The organism is Priestia sp. MDV22-iso46 (assembly GCF_058629175.1).
The window spans coordinates 641,983-662,236 of record NZ_JBZVWT010000001.1 but is presented as its reverse complement, the minus strand read 5'-3'; the positions used below and the strand labels follow the sequence as shown (position 1 = coordinate 662,236).

Sequence of the window (20,254 nt, the reverse complement as noted above, 5' to 3'; positions counted from 1 at the left end):
TAGGTTCATTTTAGCAAACCTATTATATTGTTCAAATAACGTTTTCAAAATTCCTTTATTTTTTGCGAAAAAATTTAAAAGTCCAAACTATATAATATGCCCCGATTTTCTTTATATAAACGTATTTTTATAAAAAAAATCGTTTTTTTTTGCAGAAAAAAATATTTAAAAAAGTTTTGTTTACGCTTACATATGCATAAGGTTATACGCTCAAGGAGGAAAAAAACGGTTAAATCCAACTTGACACTCTTTTTCAGCATGTTACTATAGGAACCGTTGAAAGAAACGAGAACAAAAATACGAACAAATGACAGGGGAGATTTGATGGATCAAAAACAAAAAGTTGCTTTTTTAGGTGCTGGATCAATGGCTGAAGCGATGATTTCCGGTATGGTCAATGCAAAGAAATTACCTGCTGAAAATATTATCGTAACAAATCGAAGCAATGATGCGCGACTGCATGAACTTGAAAATAGATATGGTATCACAGCAGTAAAGCGCAGCGAGCTGAAAACAGATGACATTGATGTTTTTATTCTAGCGATGAAGCCAAAAGGCGCTGAAGAGGCATTAAACGAATTAAAGCCTCAAATCAACAAAGACCAGCTTGTCCTATCTGTTCTTGCAGGGATTTCGTCTTCTTACATGGAAGAGTTATTGCATGATGAACAGCAGGTCATTCGAGTGATGCCGAATACATCAAGTATGATTCAGCAATCAGCAACGGCTATATCTCCAGGTCAATATGCTGCAATGGATGCTGTGCTAACAGCAAAAGAGCTGCTTTCTGCAATCGGAAAAGTATACGTGATTGATGAGCCACAAATGGACATTTTCACAGGAATTGCCGGAAGTGGACCCGCTTATTTTTATTTCCTTATGGAGCATATCGAAAAAGCAGCTAAAGAAGAAGGTCTCGATCCTGAGCTAGTACGTGAAATTGGCGCCCAAACCATTTACGGTGCAGCAAGAATGATGATGGAAAGAGATGAAACGCCGACGGAGCTTCGTGAAAATGTGACGTCTCCAAACGGTACAACAGCAGCTGGTTTAGACGCCTTAGCTAAACACGGCGGCGGAGAAGCAATGATGCAAGCAGTCAAAGGAGCATCAAAGCGTTCAAAAGAAATGAGTGCTCAACTACAAAAAGTGGCAAGTACTAATTAATTCGTCACTTATCTTCTTCGTGAATTCCTCACCACAAAAAAATAATCATAAACAAGAAAACATACAGAACACACTAGGAGTGATTTGATGAGTCCCGACAATAAGAAGCGGGTTGTAATTAAAATTGGAAGTAGTTCATTAACAAGTTCACACGGCGAAATCAGCAGACGGAAGCTCGAGCGCCTTGTGGATCAAGTCGTAGACTTAAAAGATAGCGGTCATGAAGTGCTGTTGGTTTCATCAGGAGCTGTAGCTGCAGGGTACCGCAAGCTTGGCTGCTTAGAGCGACCTAGCTCTTTACCTGAAAAACAAGCAGCTGCCTCAATCGGTCAAGGACTGTTAATGGAAGCTTATTCAGAACTGTTTCTATCACATGGATACGTTGCTTCTCAAATCTTAATTACAAGAGACGATTTTTCAGACGAAAATCGTTACAACAATGCACGAAATACAATTAACGTGCTGTTAGAACGCGGCATTGTGCCAATTGTCAATGAAAACGACACGGTAACCATCAATCGATTAAAATTTGGCGATAATGATACACTTTCAGCTAAAGTTGCTGGACTAGTGGATTCCGACCTGCTTATTATTTTATCGGATATCGATGGCTTATACAGCGCGGACCCTCGCCAGGATCCAAATGCAAAATTAGTTCCTCACGTAGGGGAAATCACGCAAGAAATCGAAGAATCTGCAGGAGATTCAGGAAGTTCAGTTGGAACAGGCGGTATGCGCTCGAAAATTGACGCGTTCAAAATTGCTATGGCCTCAGGAATTCCAGCATTTTTAGGAAGAGCCGGCGTGCCAAACATCTTAACACAAGCGGTTGACGGAGATGCAACAGGAACGTATTTTGAATCTGAAGATGATTCTGCGAACCTTAATCAGAAAAAGCAGTGGATTGCGTTTAACTCTGGTCCTGAAGGGGAAATAGTAGTCGAAGATGCCGCGAAACGTGCAATTATTGAAGATAAAGAGCCTTTACTTCGCGAGCATGTTAAATATATTAAAGGCCACTTTAGTGAACGAGCAGTTGTACGTATTCTAGATAAAGACGAAAATGAGCTGGCTCTTGGCGTGACAAATTATTCATCTGATGAACTTGCACTGAATGAGCCAATTGATCAACCGATTGTAGACAGCGAAGGTCTAGTGTGTCACTTAGAAATTCCAGTACCGGTCGGTTTGTAAGCAAACATGCTGTAAAGAAAAGGAGCCCTTCCTTTTCTTTGCATGATTGCATTTACCTCTTATGCCTCACACTTTAAAATCAAACAAAACTAAAACGAATCCAGGAGTGATTTGGTGTTACAAACAAATGAAAAGTATTCAGTAGAAGAACAAGCTATTTCAGCAAAAAAAGCAGCTAAGAAATTAAGTTTACTAACAACAGAACAAAAAAATGATGCGCTGTTAACGATTGCCTCTACACTTGAAAACAACACGGAGTATATTTTAAAAGCAAATGAAGTAGATTTAAAAAACGGTAAAGAAAAAGGGTTTGACGAAGCGCTGATGGATCGCCTTGCTCTTTCAGCGGAACGTGTAAAAGAATTTGCTAACGGCCTTCGTGAAGTTGCTGAGCTAGACGATCCAACAGGAGATATCTTATTAAGCTGGACATTGGATAACGGTCTAGATGTAAAGCAAGTACGCGTGCCTCTTGGCGTTATCGGAATGATTTATGAAGCACGTCCAAACGTCACGGTAGATGCAACAGGGCTAGCGTTGAAATCTGGAAATGCCATTGTGTTAAAAGGCGGCTCTTCAGCTATTTCATCTAACCAAGCTATCGTGGACATTATTCATAAAGCTCTTGATAAAACGCCAATTCCTAAAGAAGCGGTACAGTTTATTTCAAGTACAGATCGTGCGGCTACGCAAGAATTATTTACAATGAAAGAGCATATTGACGTGCTAATTCCGCGCGGAGGGGCTTCATTGATTCAAGCGGTGGTCAATAACGCAACGGTTCCCGTGTTAGAAACGGGAGTCGGAAACTGCCATATTTATATCGATGAACAAGCTGACGTTAAGAAGGCCATTCCGATTTTGATTAATGCAAAAACAGATCGACCAGCGGTGTGTAACGCAGCAGAAACGGTTCTTGTACACAAGAACTGGCTCGATTCTCATAAAGAAGAATTGATTCAAGCATTCAATGATCATAATATTGAAGTATATGGTGACAAAGCGACAGTAGGTGAAATTCCTGGAGCAAAACCAGCGGCTGAAAAAGACTGGGCTGAAGAGTATTTGCGCTTAGCAATCGCAATGAAAGTAGTAGAGAGTGTGGATGAAGCGATTGACCATATCGAAACATATGGAACAAAACACTCTGAAGCCATCATTTCAGAAGATGAACAAGCCGTTTCACGCTTCATGTCTTTAGTGGATGCAGCGGCACTGTATCATAATGCATCTACGCGTTTTACTGACGGAGGAGCTTTAGGATTTGGAGCTGAAATTGGGATCTCAACTCAAAAGCTTCATGCACGCGGTCCAATGGGACTTCCTGCGCTTACGACAATTAAATACATTATGAGTGGAAACGGACAAACTCGATAAGAAAAAAAGCGAGCCTAATCATGTGCTCGCTTTTTTTATGAAAAGCAAAATAAGTAAATGGAAGCTGATTTGTAAAAAAATATAAACTCTGTTATAATAGTAAAATATATAATTTTTGTGATCTTCATTTTTGTTCTTTTCAGACTATCCCGTTGTTTTAAGAAAAGCAACTGCTATCTGCTTTGTTATAACTTCATTTTTATTTTAGTCTTTCAAGACGCCGTATGTATTCCTCAAAGATTGATTTACGGATGTATAGTATCACTTTATCTTGCACCATTTACCACATTTACACGCTAAGTTAATCTTCATTTATTATCCACTTAAAAAGTACTGTTTAAAGGAGACGATGTGTATGTATAATCGTAAAAATTTAGAGCCGGCTGTTATTGAAGAAACAAAAGTTTGGGAATGTACATCAGATACGTGTAATTGCTGGGTTCGAGATAACTTTAAAAGCGGAGATCAGCCAACTTGTCCAATTTGCAAAAGCGAAATGAAGCAAGCTGTAAAAGAACTGCAGGTTATTCATAATCCTAGAGTCATTGATTAATAACTTTTAGGAAGACGTTTTTTGAAAGGGGTTTGTGGATGTTTCTAGGAATTGATCATGTTCAGCTTCTTGGTCCAGAAGGATGCGAGCAAGAAGCAAGAAATTTTTATGAAAATCTTTTAGGAATGAAAACTGTTCTTAAGCCGGAAAATTTAAGGCACAGAGGCGGCATATGGTTTCAATGTGGAACTCAAGAAGTGCATATCAGTATTCAAGATGACTACATACCTGCTAAAAAAGCGCATCCAGCTTTTGTCGTGGAAGATATCAAGACGCTTAGACGTAAGTTGGCACATTCGGGCTGCGTTCTTTCTGAAGAAGAGCCTATTGCAGGGAGAGAGCGTTTTTTTGTCCACGACCCGTTCGGGAATCGATTAGAATTTTTACAATATGACAAATAAAAGACCTCCAAGCGGAGGTCTTTTATTTTAAGGCGTTATCTAAATACGTATATACCGTTTCTTTGCTAACTAATACTTCATTTTCTCTGTCTTTATCTTTTTGCCACTTTTCCTGTGCTTTTGCTAATACTTCTTCGACTTCCTCCTTTGGAATGACAATGACTCCACCGTCGTCACCTGCAATAAAATCCCCAGGACGGATCTTCACGCCCCCGCAGGAAATGATCTCGTTTACCTTTCCTTTTTCTTTTTTGCTGCTTGCTGCGATCGTAGAGCCCTTACAAAATACAGGGAAATTAAGCTTTTCGATGTCTTCCTGATCTCGTATAACACCATCTAGTACAATACCGCTTATTCCAACAAGCTTCGCCATGGCTACTACGAAATCTCCTGCTAAGGCACGGTTACAGTAGCTTTTCCCATCAATGACGAGCACGCTTCCGGGCTCCGATAGTCGAATCGCTTCAAGCACTGAGTAATTATTACCAGCAGGCGTATCTACGGTAAGAGCCGGCCCAAATAGTTTGTAATGACGCTGCAATGGCTTAATAGAAAAGTCTAAGTGGTTTGCACCTTCCATTGCATCTGATAAATTTGCTGTTGATAATGGGAGCTGTTCATTCAACATCGTATCTCTCCTTTTTAACTTTAGTCTATCTATACATATTCATATAAGAGAAAGCTCTTATTTATGAAAGGGCAAGTAGATAACGTGAAGCATTGACCATCAATTAACTGCAAATGTACAGCGTTAGAAGCTTCCAAAGCCAATTTTTAATGAATTTTATTATATCTTTGAGGCGCTGTTTCTCGTATGGTATTCGTCATATAAGCACCTATATCCTTTAATTAGTAATAAAGGCGAAGGTAGCAAAATACATGCAAACGTTTAATCCTATGAACATTTGATGGAGCTTGATGCATTTTTATATAAAAAAGTGAAACCTTTTGGTATGATGAAACGTAGGAACATATATGGAAATCATATATGAAAAAACATATGTGACGTTAGTCATTTAGTGGAGGGAAAACAATGGTAAAAAAATTATTGGCCGCATTTATTGCATTAGCGGTTGTGTTTTCACCAGTCGGTGGATCACTTATTCATGACGGTTCAAACGTAGCAAGCGCAAAAGGGTATAAATCAGGAAAGCGCTCTTTTGACAGCGGAAGCAATAACCAATCAAGCTTATTTAAAAACAATAACAGTAATTCAGTTAAGCAAAACAATACGTCTAAAAATTCATCATCTAAGAGTACAGAGGCTAGCTCAAAGCGTGGCGGCTTAATGAAAGGTCTTTTAATGGGAGGAATTGCGGGCTTATTATTCGGAAGCTTACTATCTAGCTTAGGACCATTAGGCCCAATTTTAGGCTTTATGGTAAACATGCTTGTGATTGTAGCTTTAATTCTTCTTGTAGTAAAGTTATTCCAAAGCGTACGTAGCAACAAGCGTAAAAATGAGGAAGTGAAATCTTGGAGACAATAAAAATTTCTGAACAAGATATTATCAATGCGATGTGTTTGTATATCGCGGAAAAAAAACAAGTTCAGCCTCAAGAAGTAGAGATTGAGCTAATGTATGATGATGACTACGGTTTTTCAGCAGAGTCATACGTACATGATCGTAAGCAGGTTCATATTACTTTGAACATTATTGAAGCGCTGCGCTTTTGGCTGGATACGGAAATGAACGTAGACCCATACGCAGCAGGACTAGAACTGGAATTAGACGACGAAGAAGGTATTATCGCTTTTGCTAAATTAAGTCGATAAAGAAATCTTCAATAAAAAGCCCGCTCAAGTGAGCGGGTTTTTTATTAGGATTTTAACTGTTCGTTGGAACTGGACTTATCGCGTTTTTTAGTGAAAAACCACCAGTTGGCATCTCCAAGCAATTTCATAAGAGAAGGGACAAGAAGCATTCTGACAATCGTTGCATCGATAAATATAGCTAAAGCAATTCCTACACCCATTTGTTTAACAGGAGTTACGTCTGTAAAAGCAAAGGCTCCTGTAATCACAATCATGATTAAAGCAGCGCTCGTAATGATTTTACTAGTGGAAGCTAAGCCTTCTACGGTTGCTACATTATTATCGCGGGTTTGATGGTACACTTCGTGAATGCGCGAAATTAAAAAGACTTCGTAGTCCATGCTAAGCCCAAATACAAGGCCGAAAACAAAGACTGGCAGTACTAAAGCAATATTAGATTCGGTAAGACCTAAATGTCCATTTTGAAATAGCCATACAAGTAAACCAAACGTAGCTGTTAAGCTTAAAATATTCATAATGATAGCCTTTAAAGGAATGAGTACGGAACGAAAAGCAATCATTAAAATGACATACGTTGAAAATAAAACAAGAGCCAAACCATAGGGAGCTTTTTCATGAATTTCATCGAATATTTCTTGTTCAAATTTTGGATAGCCGCCAATATGAACGGTGAAAGGTGAACGTTTGTCTTTCCATTTTCGAACAAAATCTTTTGCTTGATCTGAATTTTGGTCTGTATCTAGCGTAGCTTTTATGAGCATATAATGTCCGTTAATGAACGAATCTACAGCTGGCTTTGTCTGCGCACTTATCTGCGGGTTTTCCAGCATAGCTTGAAGCTGATCACTCGATTTTACGTTTAAAGCGGTAGAAATAGAATCGACTTGCTTAACTAACGAATCTTCTTTTAATTGTTTTATAAAAGTAAAGGCATTTGTTAAAGGCTTTTCATTCAGCATATCTTGCTTAGCTTCTAGCACAAAATAAACGTCTGCCGTATTTTTATTTATAAACGTATCGTTATATGTGTCAAAAGCTTGACGGGACTCGTATTTTGTTGGGAGCGCTTCTGAAGACGGTATCTCTAGATGCATGTCTCGAACGGGAATAAGTGCTACTAACAAAATGATAAGAGAAACAATCGTCATAGTTACAGGCTTTTTCATGACAAATGTAGCGAATGAACGCCACCTAGACTGACCGCCTTGTTCACTGACTTTTAAGATGCGTAAACGATTAATGCGTGTACCTAATATAGCCAGTATGGAAGGAAGAAGCGTAAGAGCTGAAAACACAGCAATAAAAACAACAGCCATTCCTCCAAGAGCGACGTTTTGGAAAATATCCACTTGAATAAACAGCATTCCCGCTAATCCAATAAATACGCATAATCCTGAGAATATGACCGAGCGTCCCGCTGTTTGAATGGTAATTTTGATTGCTTGTTCTACCGATTTTGTTTGAATTTCTTCTTTAAAGCGATTAATAAATAAAAGGGCAAAGTCAATACTAAGAGCTAATCCAATCATTGGAATCACATTTAAAATAAAGATGGATAGCTCTGTGTACGGATGAAAGAAATAGACAACGCCCATGGTAGTAACAACGGTTACAATTCCTATCATAAGAGGAATTGCAGCGGCTACCACGCCGCCAAAAGCTAGAAGAAGCACAACTAAAGCAACAGGAATGCCAATGGCTTCCGCTTTTGCTAAATCAGCTTGGCTTGCTGTATTCATATCTTTTTCAATAATAGGACCACCGGTTAATTTTACACTAACTTCTTTTTCTTCAGCCGAAAGAGTTCTGATCTTTTTCACTCGTTTATCCATCGTTCCATCATCGTGATTAAAGTGGATAATTCCATACGCTGTGCTTCCTTTTATCATCTTGTTAGAAGCCGTTGGTATGTCAACTTTCGACGCGTCTGATTTGTCCTTTGCCTTTTGCATATACTGAGCGATCGTTTGCTGGAATTTCGAGTCAGATACTCCGTCTTTTTTTAAAAACAAAACGATAACCTGAGCTTCACTAACATCAAATTTATCAACTAAAAGCTGCTCGGTATCTTTATACATTCCTTTCATTTCAAATCCGTTTCCTCCCAGTACAGAAGGAAGCTTAGCCGCATAAAAGCCAAATCCGACAATTAGGATGATCCATAGTATTAATAAAATTTTCCTGCTCGCATATAATGCGTTCGCTACTTTATTCATATTAACCTCCAATTTTTTGTACAGTTACTAGACTATTTTATACTAACAGTTATTGTAATTAGAAGAAGTATTGTGTTTTTTTGTTTTTCTTGCCTGAAAAAGTTTTTATACAGAGAAGCAGGGGTGTTTCCTCAGCAAAATCGTGTTTATGTTTCAGGAGATTTAGGGAACACTGTACATAAATGCACGAAGGGGGATTTAAAAAGATGCAAATGAAACAGCCAGCTAAAATGACGAATAGTTATGGGTGTAAAAATGAGTATGATACATTAAAGCGTGTGATTGTTTGCCCACCTACATATATGAAAATTGAAGAAATTATTAATGAAACACAAAAGCACTATGCGGACGAAAATATTGATGAGAGCTTGGCTTCAAAGCAACACCGTCAATTTGTCGAATGTCTTCAAAAAGAAGGAGTGGAAGTCATCGGGCTATCTGCACAAGAGCCATTTCCAGAACAAGTATTTACGCGGGATATTGGCTATACGCTCGGAGATACCATTATTGTCACGAAAATGGGCAGCGAAATTCGAAGTGGAGAAGAACAAGTGCTAGCAGAGTGGCTGCAGCAGCAAGGTATTCCTTCCCATCAGGTACCGGACCATCCCATTGAAGGTGGAGATGTGCTGATTGATGGACAAGCTATTTTTATTGCGCTCAGCGACCGTACAAGTAGAGAAGGTGTGGAGCATATCCAAGAGCTGCTTCCAACGTATGAGGTTGTTCCGATTCCTATTGACCGATCTTACCTTCATCTTGATTGTGTGTTAAATATTTTATCACCTACAGAAGCGCTCGTATTTTCACCAGCTTTACATGAGAAAGAATTAAATTTACTTCGCATGAAATATGACTTAATTGAAGTAACAGAAGAAGAGCAGTTTACGATGGGAACCAATGTATTATCAATCGGTAATCAGCGGGTGATCAGCCTGCCAATGAATACAGAAGTGAATGAAGAGTTAAGGAAACGAGGCTATGAAGTAATTGAAGTTGATATATCTGAAATTATTAAGTCCGGCGGTTCTTTCCGCTGCTGCACAATGCCTCTGGAACGAGTGTAAAAAAGCTTAAAAAGAAAAAAAGATCTCGGCGATAGCCAGGGATCTTTTTTTTGAGGGATGTTGTATAAAATTTCAAGTGAAAGGAACATTAACCTATATAAGCTGTTGAAGGAAAGGAGTGATAAACATGGCAAATCGTAATCCTATTTTAGTTCAAGGTGCTGAACAGCTTCTTGATCAATTAAAAACGGAAATTGCGGGGAGACTTAACGTTCAGCTTGGCGCGGAACAAACGGCTCGCGCAAATGGTTCTGTTGGTGGAGAAATGACGAAGCATCTTGTTGCAATGGCGCAACAGCAATTAAGCGGTGCACAAGGACACATTCGCTAGTCTGCTCTACATAAACACTTTGATGAAAAGTTCTGGCTCTTTTGAGCTGGAACTTTTTTTGTGTAGAAAACATCATTCTACTTTCTCTTGGTCGTTTGAGTGGAGATTTTGCTTGAAATTCTCCACTTTCAAGGTTGAAAAGTGCATAAAATGGGAAAAGAACAAAAAAAGAGAAAGTAGAGGTTTATCATGAAAAAGCTATTATCATTTGGAAAAAGTCTTGGTAAAGAAATTCAAGAAGACCAAGCAACGGGACTAGCGGCTGAGCAAGCCTATTATTATATGCTATCATTATTCCCTATGCTTATTTTACTGATATCGATTGTTCCGTATCTATCTATTAAACCGGAAGAGGCAATCGATCTTCTTCAAAGCGTTATGCCGGGAGAAACGGCTGCAATCTTTAAAGATAACGTAGCTCAATTTGTAAGCCAACCAAACGGCGGGTTACTGACTGTAGGGATTTTAGGAACCATTTGGTCCGCTTCAAACGGTATGAACGCCTTTATCCGTGCAATGAACCAAGCCTACGACGTGAAAGAACAGCGCTCGTTTATTAAAGTAAGAGGTCTGTCCATTCTTTTAACAATTGGATTAATTGTAACAATTGTTGTATCGCTTCTTTTACCAGTGTTCGGAGGAGTTTTGTTAAATTGGATAAGCGAATGGTTTTCTCTCCCTTCAGGTACAACAGTGGTTTTAAATATTCTGCGCTGGATTGTTGGTGTCGGCATTATGGTACTTGTTTTATCCGTATTATACAGATTAGCGCCAAACAAAACATTTCCTTTTGCTCATGTATGGCCCGGGGCACTCGCTGCTACGCTGCTATGGCAGCTAACATCTTTAGGGTTCTCATTTTACGTAAGCAACTTTGGCAATTATTCTGCTACTTATGGAAGCTTAGGAGGCGTGATTGTTCTGATGCTTTGGCTATTTTTAACGGGGTTAATTCTCGTGATTGGAGGAGAGATTAACGCTATTTATCACCGAAACAAAACGGCTGCACCTCCTAAAGATACGTCTCAGGCGATGTAATAAAAAAGGAAACCTTTATAGAGGTTTCCTTTTTCAACGTTTAAAGCTATTAACAAGCTGTTTAAATGAGTTGGCTGTATATTTGACCGAATCTTTTTTGTACTGTACATCGGTTTTAATAGCTGCTTGTGTTACTTTTAAATGATTTGTTTTTTCTTTGATATGATCAGTTTCGTTTTGAAGATGTTGAGAAGTGGCATTTACAGAGTTCACAGTTGGCTTGATTTTTTTATTAAATGATACGCCTGCGTAAATAAGATACGCAAGTGATGCCAAAACAACAGCTAAGCTTATATAAACAATAATCATCAGTGTGCCTCCTTTGTACGTATTTATATAGGTGAGAATAAAATATATACGAATATCATCCTCTTTATTTAATTGTTATACCCATTTTTAATTAAAACAAACAAAAGCCTGCCGGGAAGACAATATATTGGATTTTTTCTGAAATTTCATTCATCATTACATATAGAGTTACCTTGAAAGGAGAGAGAAGAAGAATGCCGTTAGATCCGCATATTCAAATATTTCTAAATCAATATAATGAAATGCCCCGTCCTTCTTTAGAGGACGTTACACCCCCGCAGCTGAGAGAAATGGAAAAGATGTCTTTAACTCCTTCCAAAGAAGCAGTTAAAAAAGTATATAATAAAGACATTGAATTAAATGAACGTACGCTCACTATACGAGTGTATAAACCTGAAGGAACAGGGCCATTTCCTGCTCTTGTTTATTATCACGGAGGAGGCTGGGTATTAGGAAGCTTGGATACTCATGACTCTATATGCAGGTCGTATGCAAATGGAGCAAACTGTATTGTGGTGTCTGTTGATTATCGTCTTGCTCCTGAAGATAAATTTCCCGCTGCAGTAAACGATGCCTATGAAGCCTTGGATTGGATTTCAGCTCATGCGTCTCAGTTAAATATCGATTCAAATAAAATTGCCGTCGGTGGGGACAGTGCCGGTGGCAACCTTGCTGCGGTTGTGAGCATTTTAGCAAAAGAAAGACAAGGTCCATCCATTGTTCATCAGCTGCTTATTTATCCGTCTTTAGGATTTAAAAATCAGCACCCTGCTTCTATGAAAGAAAATGCGGAAGGATATTTCCTTTCAAAAGATCTCATGGATTGGTTTCGCCTTCAGTACTTAAATAATAAAGAAGAAGAACAGCATCCTTATAACGCTCCGGTATTACTAGAAGATTTATCGAGTCTACCAAGCGCTACCATTATTACAGCACAGTATGATCCTTTAAGAGATAGCGGAAAAGACTACGCGGACGCATTAAAAAATCACGGTGTCCCCGTCACCTATGAAAATTATGAAACAATGATTCACGGGTTTTTAGGGTTTCATGAATTTGTCCCACTCGCTCAGCAGGCGATCAATAAAAGCGCAGCTCAACTGCGTCAAGTATTTGACTCCATTTAAGGCGCAAAGATATATAGTGTCATAAATTATATGAACTTGGGAGAAGCAGCACATGGATGTGCTGTTTTTCTTTATTAATAGGGAGAAAAGATTGACAATAGTTTCAAAAAATAGCCCATTATCTCTTTTAAAGTCATTTTGTTTGGAGTATAGTAGAAAAGTAGGATAAAAACATTTATTTACATTAAATAAGGTGATTTTTCGAATGATAAAAAACAAGTAGGTCAGCTGATTCCTTTTCAAAAAATACTTAATAAACGTTGATATAATAGGGTTTTTAGAGGGTGAGTAAATAGTCACTAAGACTGAAACTTGCCCATAATAAAAAAACTACCTAAACTGTTAAGGCAACTTCCATATTCAAAGGGGGTTGCCTTTTTGTGTGCAAAGCGAATAAGAAAGGGAGCAAAAGTAGTTCAAATAAATCTTGAAGAAGCTAAAGAGAAAATTATTAAAATTAAAACTTTAGAAGGTATGGCTCAATCCACTTTAAATCAATATAATCTCGTTTTTAATGATTTAATTGCATTCTTTGAAAAAGATACAAGAGTAGATGATATCACTTTAAATGACGCTAGGGATTTTATTAATTGGTTGCTTCACGAAAAATCTGATACAAGTAGTAAATCTAAGCAAGTTGCAAAGAAGGGGGTGAAGCCATCTATGTAAATAACTACCTTCAAAAAGCACGTGCTGCTTTTAATATTTTGAAACGTGAAGAAGTGCTGAAAGAAAATGTCTTTAATGAAATTCGTAATGTAAAGTTCCAAAAACATAAGGTTGAAACATTGACGGTAGATGAAATAAAGCGAATTTTTAATGCCTTTAATAAGAGTTATTATGCTCAATTTAGATCATATGTGCTTTTACATACATTGCTAGACACATTAGGAAGGGTAGATGAAACTTTATATTTGAAGAAACGAGACGTTGATTTCGATAAGCGGTCAGTAACTTTTCAAAATACAAAATCGAAGAAATTTTAGATTAGTAGAATTAACTCCAAAAACTATAGGACAACATTCTAGTATGGATAATTTAGCTAGTAAATTTCAGATAAGAGAGATTTGCTTGGATTATGATCATAATGTTGATGACATTGATGAAGTAGAAGATACAGTGGAAGAATTAAGAATTGATTGCAATGTGGAGATTACATAGTTTTAAACGATTTTCCTAGGTATGCCCATAGATAATTAAAAATTACGAAAGGGTTGTGTAGGATAATGCCCTATGAACAAAAGGATTATTATATCAGTGCTAAGGATAATGAGTATTACAAAGCACTAAATGTTGTAGAACACTTAGCAGAAGAGGCTAAGCAAAGGAATAATTCTCCGATGTGGACTGAAACCTTAGAGAAATTAACTAACGAATTAAAAGATAATAATGGAGATAACCTTACTCCATGGCATTTCAATATGATAATATCAATACTTTTAGATTATGTGCCTACTGAAGTAAAAGACAAATGATAACAAGTAAAGAGTCACTCAATTAGAGTGGCTTTTTATTTTGTTTAACAACAAAAATCACCTGTTTTGGTGCTCAGCGAATATGAATAATAGTTTGTTTAGCAAGTTGTTGGCTAGGCATTAGTTCTAGGGCATATGCTACATCTTTTAATTCTGGGTTATTAGGTAAATCATAAGGATCTAGGGACTCAAAATGTAGAATTTGTTCATCTGTTAAAAGGTCAAGTGGGATACATACATCTACAATTGCTCTAATAATAGTTATACCTAGTTTTTTTGCTAAGTATGGTCTATGATTACCTCCATTACCAACGCAAAACTCACCATTAGGAAATAATGTTAGGTTAATATCCATGTGAGAGGAACCAGTTGTTACATATCCGTGAGTTTCTATTGATTTAAGAAGACGACTTAACTTTTCTTCAGACAAAACGTTGTCATGAGTTAAGCCTTTTATTCTTGAAACCGGCACCAGCATTGAGCCAACATGATGAGTTAAATAGTTTCTACCATAAATTTCTGTATAGTCATCATAAAATTGCCAGCCTGTATATTCAATCACTGATATCATCTCCTTTAAGATCAATTACATAAATAATATTAATAATGTTGTTAAATTAGAACATCATAGATACAGTTAATAAAATCAGGGAAGTATCGTTTCAATTCAGGTGCTTTTTAGTATGTTCAAATTTAGAAAGGGTGACTATTAAATAATGACCGATGAACTTTACCAAAAAATATTAGATGAAGAAATTAGTAACGAAGAGTTCTTACGTATCAATGAAGAAGATGATGAACCTTTAACTCATAATCAAAGAATAATGTTGGCTGAGTACTTAATGAGTTTACAAGGATTAACCAAGTATGAAGCTTATCAAATTGCTTTCAAGTGCGTGGAATAAAAATATTCTCATAGTCATATAGCGAGAAGGGTTATTACACTTTTTGTCGAAATTATAGGCAGAAAGTTGGTGATTAGAAAATGAGAATTCAATTAGATTTTAAAGTGCTAAATGTTATAGTAGAAAACGGCAGAAAGTCCTACATTGTGCAATGCCTAGGCGAGAATTTCCGACGGGTTATTAAAGCACAATATGACGGGAGCGTATATATACCAGATTACCATCAACAATTTTGGGACATACCAGCTCTAAATCGAACCTTTATTGATATTGAATTAGCTAATTTTATAATGAAAATTGAGAAAAGTGAAAAAATAAAGTAAGACTACTTGTATAGATAAGTAGCATTAGTGTGGGAGGAAATCTTTCTAAAAAAGAGATGACACCCCCAATGATTTTATTTTACTATTAATTAGTTAGTCAATGAGCTATGACTATTGTTATAGCTCATTAGAATTTTATTGTTATATAGGAATGGTGTAATGAAGAACCTATTGTACATTCTAGCAAGTGTAATAGTTTGTGTAGTAATATTCGTAGTAATGGAAGCCTTATTTAATGGAGATTGGACTCCATATATTGCTTTAACTATATTTGCTGGGGTAATAATTGGATTGCTTTTACGCATTCAAAACAAGCTTACTCAGAAAGGAAAAAACAATTAAAGTTGTTGTTTTTTACAATGAGCTTACGCATTCAACATTTTAATACTTAACGTTAAGTCGCTCTAAAAATTAGAGTGGCTTTTTATTTTGTTCGAGTAATAAAAAGTTGTTGAAAACGATGATTCACAATAAAAGAAAAGCTTTCATATTTTAATGAAGGCTTTTTTACAAATTGAAACAAAGTAGGTGATTAAATGTTTTATTCTAATTTCTATACGCCTTTTAACTATACTTTCTACCCCTATTTTATGCCTTCCTTTGGACGTCCTACTGGATATGTACTGAATTCTAGTGGTGAGGTTGACAGTTGGTGGGGGAATTATCCATTGGGGTATCCTGCTAAGGCTCCAAAACTTGGGGGTGGAGGACAGTCGCCTATTTCGGGACCTGCCATACCTTTCAGTTTCAGGAGTTATTATTGAAGTAATAAGCATAAGGATACTGATTCATCAGTGTCCTTTTTTATTAAAAACAGATGATTTGTCATTCTTTGTCGAACTAGTAGGTGAAGAGGTGATACACATATGCTTAAATTTAAAGTTGTTTTTGAATTTATAAACGGCAGGACAAAGGAATTAAAATTTGAAGCCACATCAAAGAAAGAAGTCATTAGTCATATAACAAAACATGAAAAATTTGTTTCGAATGAAAAAGAGCTAGTGCATATCAATTTAAATAATGTGGTGCAGTTTATGGTTACAGAAGAAAAAAAATAATAATAAGGTAAGAATAAATAACTTTTTGTCGAATAGAATAGACAAAAGGTGGTAATAGATATGGTCGATAAAAATTGGATTAATGCTTATGTTTCTAAAATTGCAGGAAAACATTTCGAACTGGTACTGATTCAAGATATTATTGGTTCTTTCATTGAGATGTTAAATGTAAAGCTAAATGATAATCAACAGCCTAAAGTCAATTTTAATAAAGAGGAAAATGAAATTTCATTTCCAGACTGTTTAGTTTCTTTTAAAATCCAAGGATCTGTATTGAGCTTGAGGAAAGTTTTAAAATCTAACTATCAGGTTGCTGGTGGAATTAAAATTTTTGATACGGGTTTATCTTATCATTTGAAATCTGGCGCAGAGTTGATTGAAGAGGTTGAAACTATATCTGAAGCATTAGATAGGGCGCTAAGTTATTTACTTTTAGAGCTGAAATAAAAGTTAATATTTTTATAAGTTTAAGCTGCTCAAATTGGGTGGCTTTTTATTATGTCTAAATTACATAAATTGAAATATGTGCTAAATAATAAAAGGAACAGGAAGGGTGGTTAAAACACAGCGTGTCTCGCAAGAGTCCTAAGATATGTAACACGGAGGAATGAATGTAGAGAATTAACTTATGATACATATTGTGATAAGTGTAGGGAAGATGCTCATCGAGAGTATAAAGAACAGCGAGTAGATAAGAAAGAACAAGCCTTTTATTCTAGTATTTCATGGATTAAATTACGCAATAGGAAGAAGAGGTTAAACCCTTTATGCGAGGTCTGTCTTGAAGAAGGCAGGCTTACTCCTGTTGAAATAGTCCATCACCTTATAGAAGTGAAAGAGGATTGGAGTAAACGTTTATCAATAGACAATCTACAATCAGTATGTAAAGCACATCATCATAAGAACTGGAAGCATCATCTGCTAAACATTTAACTTCAAAACTACAATAGTTAAGTCTAAAAGCTTCTTTTAATAAATGAGCTTTAGCTCTACTATCATCTGTATAACCATTGTACGGACTGTACAACTGACCAAACCCTACCTAAACGATAACTTCTTGACCTAGTGGTCTTCCGCCACACCGTTCTTCAAAAGTAAGCTGTCGGTTAGATAAAATACGAGATAAACCTTCAGATGTCTCACTTTGAGGATCATTCCAAATTTCGTCCCATAGTCGACTAGCAGTTTGATAATATTGTAGTACGTGAGAGTTATTTTCTAAAAGTGCATCTACGGTAAAGAATGTAATTAAATTTCCTCCTTCTGGATGTATAGTTCTTTTTCAGTATACATAAAAATAATATAGGTAAAAAGAAATTTATTTTAAGTTAGGGAAAGAAATTTGAAGCAAAAACAAATGAAATAATAACAAAAAAATCCTTTTTTATGATAATATGTACTTATTAAGGGGCTGTTTGTTGTGGAAGAGCAATTGAAATCAAAGGAAATTAACATAGAAGTTAAACTTGAGCTTCTAAAGATATGTAATAACGTAATGAATAATACTTGCACCCCTAATGAATTAATCAAGGACTTAGAAAAATTAGTTAGTCGAATTAATTTATCAATTCAAGGTGATATTTTATAAAGGTTAAGTGGATTAGGTGTGACGTCAATATAATTAGAAGAATCTTTCTTGGAATTTTTTTCTTATTTCTATTGATAAAAAAACTATCTAAATGTACAATAGGCTTACAATATTATAACGGAACGTTGTTTTAACGGGGTTTGTACGTTTTAAGTAAGGTGATTTTTTGAATGATAAAAAACAAGTAGGTCAGCTGATTCAAGATCTGCGAAAGATTGCGGAAATGACAACTGTCGAGTTATCAAAAGGAATTTGTACAGAAGAAGAGCTACATCGATTTGAACAAGGTGAAATTCATGCAAGCAGTGAAGTTCTCTATCATTTATCGAAACGCTTAGGGGTTCCGATGAATTATTTCTTTGAAGCAGGAGAGCTAACGCCCAACGATTATTCAAAAGAAATTAAATCGACCATTAGGCATTATATACGAAAACGCGATTATGAAACCGTGTTACATATGGTGAACAAAGAAAAAGATAATCCTATGTTTCAAGATCCTTTTCACGCACAATTTTTCCTATGGCACGAAGCCATATGTGATTATTATATTGGAAATAAATTTGAACAAGCGCTTCGTAAATTGGAAAAAGCCATTGCTTTCACGCGTACGAGCGAACAGTTTTATTCAGAAAAAGAGATTGCTATTTTAAATAGTATTGCCATTATTTATGAAGAAGAAGGTCATTTAAAAAAAGCGTTCAGTACGTTTATGGAAGGATTGCAGCATATTGCTTTGCTTCCTAAGTTAAAAGATCCTTTAGTCAAAATTCGAATTTTATACGGATTATCGCGTGCGCTTTTGCAAATGGAACGTTATGAAAAGTCGGTTAAATATGCACAAGCAGGACTAGAGCTTTGTATTCAGCATGAGACGCTTTATTTATTAGGAGAACTGCACTATCAAATTGGAGAAGCACTCTGTCAGCTTGGTGAGCTTAAAGAAGGAATAGCTTACTTAGAAAAAGCTATTACTGTTTTTGAAATTGAGCAAAATGAAGCGTTTGTGACCATTATTAAAGAAGAGATGTCTAAATATCAAGAAACAAAAAAGAAGAGCTGATCGCTCTTCTTTTTTTATCTCCAATACACTGGGTGTGGGTAAAACGGACGAGGACGAGGGTAAAAGTAAGGGGGATGGTAATAAATAGGACGAGGATAAGGGTAAGGATAAAATGGACGTGGGCGAGGGTATGGATAATAACCATAAGGGAATCTTTCGTCAGTTTCATGGGGATTCGAATAATAATCATAGCCATATTGGTACTCTTCTAAAGCTTGTTCTGGGTAATATTGATAATTCACTCTTTTCACCGCCTAAATTTTTATGCTTTTTACTGTATTCCACATAAAAAGAATTGGAGTATGTACCCATCAAACTTTTAATTTGAAAAAGGCGGGAGACAAAGAGTGTTTTGAAAATAAAAACAAATCAGCTTTCCTTCTCGTTTTCTTGTAAGTTATCAGCATCGGGAAGGTTGAGAAGTTCAAAGCTTTTAATAAAAGAAGCGTAAGCAATCGTGTCTTTAATAGGATTTACATAAGATAATGGTTGACCTCGATAGCTGAAATTAAATGTAATCCAAGCAAAATCTTTATTATTGTTGGAAATCAGTTTCGCATTATGTATAAAAGCAGATGCGGCAATCATCGCATCCGGGCCTTTAATTTTTTTATTGGATTCTATTTTGGCTTTTCTGCGAATTTGAGCTGCTAGCTGTGCAATTTCACTTGTAACGTCTACAATTTTATCTGTCATATCGTAAATATAATGATTTTTTACTGCTTTGACTTGAGGATTTGTTTCTACTTCCCAATGCGACAGAAGTTCCATTTGTACAACGGTAGGCATTAAAAATTCCGCATTATTTGAAATAAGTTCATTAATATATTCCACAACTTCTGGATAATTAAGCGCATGTGAAGCCCAAATGTTTGTATCAATGATTACTTTTTCACCCAACACAAATCGTTCACTCCTCTCTACTAGCCATTCGTACCAGCTCTTCTAACCCAAAAGGTGAGTAAAGAGCCGCAGATTCTGAAAGCTGATTGCTTAATAGAAGCTTTTCATATTTAGTTAATCTAGTTTTTGCAGATTTTATGAGCTTTTCTTGTGTATCATTTAATGTTTTATCTTTTTTATCGTATGTGCGTAGAACTTTATTTTGAGGTTTGTATTTAAGATTTTTCTTCTGTATAAAGCGGGAGGAAGGTGATTGTGGTGAGAGTTGTGTGTAGATTTTTCCATTTATTTTTAGTTTAAAGTGCTTCTGAACCTCCTTGCTGTATGTTCCTTTTTGGTCATCTACCAAGCGCTGTGCTTTCATGATATCCCTGCCTTTTATATAA

The 20,254-nt window shown here is 36.3% G+C and carries 28 protein-coding genes; 22 read left to right on the top strand and 6 right to left on the bottom strand.

The features are described 5' to 3' along the window. Positions 1-324: 324 nt before the first annotated feature. From proC to AC4NPH_RS03480, 5 genes are all read left to right on the top strand, one after another. The gene (gene proC, locus AC4NPH_RS03500; protein WP_098314922.1) at positions 325-1,167 is read left to right on the top strand and encodes a pyrroline-5-carboxylate reductase; all 843 of its coding nucleotides are present in this window, start codon (positions 325-327) and stop codon (positions 1,165-1,167) included. Positions 1,168-1,254: 87 nt separating this feature from the next. Then, positions 1,255-2,361: a glutamate 5-kinase gene (gene proB, locus AC4NPH_RS03495; protein WP_013056988.1), complete on the top strand. Its 1,107-nt coding sequence runs from the start codon at positions 1,255-1,257 to the stop codon at positions 2,359-2,361. Between the two features lie 114 nt (positions 2,362-2,475). Continuing rightward, positions 2,476-3,738, top strand: coding sequence for a glutamate-5-semialdehyde dehydrogenase (locus AC4NPH_RS03490; protein WP_013056989.1), 1,263 nt, complete (start codon positions 2,476-2,478; stop codon positions 3,736-3,738). A 355-nt stretch (positions 3,739-4,093) separates the two neighbouring features. Further along, on the top strand, positions 4,094-4,291 hold the full coding sequence (locus AC4NPH_RS03485) for a cold-shock protein (RefSeq protein ID WP_013056990.1): 198 nt from the start codon (positions 4,094-4,096) through the stop codon (positions 4,289-4,291). A gap of 38 nt (positions 4,292-4,329) precedes the next feature. Further along, complete coding sequence (locus AC4NPH_RS03480; protein ID WP_013056991.1) at positions 4,330-4,692, top strand: VOC family protein; 363 nt, start codon at positions 4,330-4,332, stop codon at positions 4,690-4,692. A gap of 22 nt (positions 4,693-4,714) precedes the next feature. Here the strand turns inward: AC4NPH_RS03480 and AC4NPH_RS03475 are convergent, their stop codons facing one another. Continuing rightward, positions 4,715-5,320 carry an RraA family protein gene (locus AC4NPH_RS03475; protein WP_491938564.1) on the bottom strand — a complete coding sequence of 202 codons (606 nt, stop codon included), beginning with the start codon at positions 5,318-5,320 and terminating at the stop codon, positions 4,715-4,717. A gap of 405 nt (positions 5,321-5,725) precedes the next feature. Between AC4NPH_RS03475 and AC4NPH_RS03470 the strand changes: the two genes are divergently transcribed. Further along, positions 5,726-6,181, top strand: coding sequence for a hypothetical protein (locus AC4NPH_RS03470; RefSeq protein ID WP_098314923.1), 456 nt, complete (start codon positions 5,726-5,728; stop codon positions 6,179-6,181). Then, positions 6,169-6,468: a YxcD family protein gene (locus AC4NPH_RS03465; RefSeq protein WP_013056994.1), complete on the top strand. Its 300-nt coding sequence runs from the start codon at positions 6,169-6,171 to the stop codon at positions 6,466-6,468. The genes AC4NPH_RS03470 and AC4NPH_RS03465 overlap by 13 nt, the downstream gene beginning before the upstream one ends. Positions 6,469-6,512: 44 nt before the next feature. Here AC4NPH_RS03465 and AC4NPH_RS03460 read toward each other — a convergent pair whose 3' ends face one another. Then, a complete protein-coding gene (locus tag AC4NPH_RS03460) occupies positions 6,513-8,684 on the bottom strand; it encodes an MMPL family transporter (RefSeq protein ID WP_098598648.1) in 2,172 nt (723 codons plus the stop codon). Between the two features lie 206 nt (positions 8,685-8,890). Here AC4NPH_RS03460 and AC4NPH_RS03455 point away from each other — a divergent pair, with 206 nt between their 5' ends. From AC4NPH_RS03455 to AC4NPH_RS03445, 3 genes are all read left to right on the top strand, one after another. Next, complete coding sequence (locus AC4NPH_RS03455; protein WP_029321690.1) at positions 8,891-9,751, top strand: dimethylarginine dimethylaminohydrolase family protein; 861 nt, start codon at positions 8,891-8,893, stop codon at positions 9,749-9,751. A 127-nt stretch (positions 9,752-9,878) separates the two neighbouring features. After that, the gene (locus AC4NPH_RS03450) at positions 9,879-10,082 is read left to right on the top strand and encodes an alpha/beta-type small acid-soluble spore protein (RefSeq protein WP_013056997.1); all 204 of its coding nucleotides are present in this window, start codon (positions 9,879-9,881) and stop codon (positions 10,080-10,082) included. 189 nt (positions 10,083-10,271) lie between these two features. Then, positions 10,272-11,120, top strand: a complete 849-nt coding sequence (locus tag AC4NPH_RS03445; protein WP_013056998.1) for a YihY/virulence factor BrkB family protein — start codon at positions 10,272-10,274, stop codon at positions 11,118-11,120. A gap of 33 nt (positions 11,121-11,153) precedes the next feature. Here AC4NPH_RS03445 and AC4NPH_RS03440 read toward each other — a convergent pair whose 3' ends face one another. Next, on the bottom strand, positions 11,154-11,429 hold the full coding sequence (locus AC4NPH_RS03440; protein ID WP_025752355.1) for a hypothetical protein: 276 nt from the start codon (positions 11,427-11,429) through the stop codon (positions 11,154-11,156). A 194-nt stretch (positions 11,430-11,623) separates the two neighbouring features. Between AC4NPH_RS03440 and lipP1 the strand changes: the two genes are divergently transcribed. The 5 genes from lipP1 to AC4NPH_RS03415 all read left to right on the top strand — a co-directional run bounded on the left by lipP1 (position 11,624) and on the right by AC4NPH_RS03415 (position 14,031). Then, positions 11,624-12,556, top strand: coding sequence for a LipP1 family hormone-sensitive lipase (lipP1, locus tag AC4NPH_RS03435; protein ID WP_098314925.1), 933 nt, complete (start codon positions 11,624-11,626; stop codon positions 12,554-12,556). 378 nt (positions 12,557-12,934) lie between these two features. Beyond that, on the top strand, positions 12,935-13,225 hold the full coding sequence (locus tag AC4NPH_RS03430) for a site-specific integrase (RefSeq protein ID WP_176532987.1): 291 nt from the start codon (positions 12,935-12,937) through the stop codon (positions 13,223-13,225). A gap of 53 nt (positions 13,226-13,278) precedes the next feature. Next, positions 13,279-13,542: a tyrosine-type recombinase/integrase gene (locus AC4NPH_RS03425; RefSeq protein WP_255286334.1), complete on the top strand. Its 264-nt coding sequence runs from the start codon at positions 13,279-13,281 to the stop codon at positions 13,540-13,542. A 43-nt stretch (positions 13,543-13,585) separates the two neighbouring features. Then, positions 13,586-13,717, top strand: coding sequence for a hypothetical protein (locus tag AC4NPH_RS03420; RefSeq protein ID WP_255286325.1), 132 nt, complete (start codon positions 13,586-13,588; stop codon positions 13,715-13,717). Between the two features lie 65 nt (positions 13,718-13,782). After that, entirely contained in the window at positions 13,783-14,031 is a 249-nt protein-coding gene (locus AC4NPH_RS03415) for a hypothetical protein (protein ID WP_029321696.1), read from the top strand. A gap of 73 nt (positions 14,032-14,104) precedes the next feature. Here AC4NPH_RS03415 and AC4NPH_RS03410 read toward each other — a convergent pair whose 3' ends face one another. Next, positions 14,105-14,602, bottom strand: a complete 498-nt coding sequence (locus AC4NPH_RS03410) for a hypothetical protein (RefSeq protein ID WP_061859823.1) — start codon at positions 14,600-14,602, stop codon at positions 14,105-14,107. A gap of 145 nt (positions 14,603-14,747) precedes the next feature. Here AC4NPH_RS03410 and AC4NPH_RS03405 point away from each other — a divergent pair, with 145 nt between their 5' ends. The 7 genes from AC4NPH_RS03405 to AC4NPH_RS03375 all read left to right on the top strand — a co-directional run bounded on the left by AC4NPH_RS03405 (position 14,748) and on the right by AC4NPH_RS03375 (position 18,965). Then, positions 14,748-14,936, top strand: coding sequence for a hypothetical protein (locus AC4NPH_RS03405; protein ID WP_055991193.1), 189 nt, complete (start codon positions 14,748-14,750; stop codon positions 14,934-14,936). An 80-nt stretch (positions 14,937-15,016) separates the two neighbouring features. Next, the gene (locus tag AC4NPH_RS03400; RefSeq protein ID WP_055991190.1) at positions 15,017-15,259 is read left to right on the top strand and encodes a hypothetical protein; all 243 of its coding nucleotides are present in this window, start codon (positions 15,017-15,019) and stop codon (positions 15,257-15,259) included. An 866-nt stretch (positions 15,260-16,125) separates the two neighbouring features. Continuing rightward, entirely contained in the window at positions 16,126-16,317 is a 192-nt protein-coding gene (locus AC4NPH_RS03395; protein ID WP_013057002.1) for a hypothetical protein, read from the top strand. A gap of 60 nt (positions 16,318-16,377) precedes the next feature. Beyond that, positions 16,378-16,764: a hypothetical protein gene (locus AC4NPH_RS03390; RefSeq protein ID WP_098314926.1), complete on the top strand. Its 387-nt coding sequence runs from the start codon at positions 16,378-16,380 to the stop codon at positions 16,762-16,764. 273 nt (positions 16,765-17,037) lie between these two features. Continuing rightward, positions 17,038-17,250, top strand: coding sequence for an HNH endonuclease (locus AC4NPH_RS03385; protein WP_098314927.1), 213 nt, complete (start codon positions 17,038-17,040; stop codon positions 17,248-17,250). A 487-nt stretch (positions 17,251-17,737) separates the two neighbouring features. Further along, positions 17,738-17,905, top strand: coding sequence for a hypothetical protein (locus AC4NPH_RS03380; RefSeq protein WP_155660336.1), 168 nt, complete (start codon positions 17,738-17,740; stop codon positions 17,903-17,905). A 166-nt stretch (positions 17,906-18,071) separates the two neighbouring features. After that, a complete protein-coding gene (locus tag AC4NPH_RS03375) occupies positions 18,072-18,965 on the top strand; it encodes a helix-turn-helix domain-containing protein (RefSeq protein WP_029321714.1) in 894 nt (297 codons plus the stop codon). A 369-nt stretch (positions 18,966-19,334) separates the two neighbouring features. Here the strand turns inward: AC4NPH_RS03375 and AC4NPH_RS03370 are convergent, their stop codons facing one another. Together AC4NPH_RS03370 and AC4NPH_RS03365 are read right to left on the bottom strand one after the other, a co-directional pair. Beyond that, complete coding sequence (locus AC4NPH_RS03370; RefSeq protein WP_013057005.1) at positions 19,335-19,868, bottom strand: PIN domain-containing protein; 534 nt, start codon at positions 19,866-19,868, stop codon at positions 19,335-19,337. Between the two features lie 7 nt (positions 19,869-19,875). Continuing rightward, entirely contained in the window at positions 19,876-20,232 is a 357-nt protein-coding gene (locus AC4NPH_RS03365; RefSeq protein WP_098314928.1) for a hypothetical protein, read from the bottom strand. Between the last annotated feature and the right edge of the window lie 22 nt (positions 20,233-20,254).

Bases quoted from the DNA above. Each gene is read 5' to 3' on its own strand.
- lipP1 (WP_098314925.1), top strand. From the start codon at position 11,624: ATGCCGTTAGATCCGCATATTCAAATATTTCTAAATCAATATAATGAA.
- AC4NPH_RS03365 (WP_098314928.1), bottom strand. From the start codon at position 20,232: ATGAAAGCACAGCGCTTGGTAGATGACCAAAAAGGAACATACAGCAAG.
- AC4NPH_RS03410 (WP_061859823.1), bottom strand. From the start codon at position 14,602: ATGATATCAGTGATTGAATATACAGGCTGGCAATTTTATGATGACTAT.
- proC (WP_098314922.1), top strand. From the start codon at position 325: ATGGATCAAAAACAAAAAGTTGCTTTTTTAGGTGCTGGATCAATGGCT.
- AC4NPH_RS03485 (WP_013056990.1), top strand. From the start codon at position 4,094: ATGTATAATCGTAAAAATTTAGAGCCGGCTGTTATTGAAGAAACAAAA.
- AC4NPH_RS03475 (WP_491938564.1), bottom strand. From the start codon at position 5,320: ATGTTGAATGAACAGCTCCCATTATCAACAGCAAATTTATCAGATGCA.
- AC4NPH_RS03450 (WP_013056997.1), top strand. From the start codon at position 9,879: ATGGCAAATCGTAATCCTATTTTAGTTCAAGGTGCTGAACAGCTTCTT.
- AC4NPH_RS03420 (WP_255286325.1), top strand. From the start codon at position 13,586: ATGGATAATTTAGCTAGTAAATTTCAGATAAGAGAGATTTGCTTGGAT.
- AC4NPH_RS03445 (WP_013056998.1), top strand. From the start codon at position 10,272: ATGAAAAAGCTATTATCATTTGGAAAAAGTCTTGGTAAAGAAATTCAA.
- proB (WP_013056988.1), top strand. From the start codon at position 1,255: ATGAGTCCCGACAATAAGAAGCGGGTTGTAATTAAAATTGGAAGTAGT.
- AC4NPH_RS03390 (WP_098314926.1), top strand. From the start codon at position 16,378: ATGGTCGATAAAAATTGGATTAATGCTTATGTTTCTAAAATTGCAGGA.
- AC4NPH_RS03470 (WP_098314923.1), top strand. From the start codon at position 5,726: ATGGTAAAAAAATTATTGGCCGCATTTATTGCATTAGCGGTTGTGTTT.
- AC4NPH_RS03400 (WP_055991190.1), top strand. From the start codon at position 15,017: ATGAGAATTCAATTAGATTTTAAAGTGCTAAATGTTATAGTAGAAAAC.
- AC4NPH_RS03460 (WP_098598648.1), bottom strand. From the start codon at position 8,684: ATGAATAAAGTAGCGAACGCATTATATGCGAGCAGGAAAATTTTATTA.
- AC4NPH_RS03480 (WP_013056991.1), top strand. From the start codon at position 4,330: ATGTTTCTAGGAATTGATCATGTTCAGCTTCTTGGTCCAGAAGGATGC.
- AC4NPH_RS03440 (WP_025752355.1), bottom strand. From the start codon at position 11,429: ATGATTATTGTTTATATAAGCTTAGCTGTTGTTTTGGCATCACTTGCG.
- AC4NPH_RS03395 (WP_013057002.1), top strand. From the start codon at position 16,126: ATGCTTAAATTTAAAGTTGTTTTTGAATTTATAAACGGCAGGACAAAG.
- AC4NPH_RS03405 (WP_055991193.1), top strand. From the start codon at position 14,748: ATGACCGATGAACTTTACCAAAAAATATTAGATGAAGAAATTAGTAAC.
- AC4NPH_RS03415 (WP_029321696.1), top strand. From the start codon at position 13,783: ATGCCCTATGAACAAAAGGATTATTATATCAGTGCTAAGGATAATGAG.
- AC4NPH_RS03455 (WP_029321690.1), top strand. From the start codon at position 8,891: ATGCAAATGAAACAGCCAGCTAAAATGACGAATAGTTATGGGTGTAAA.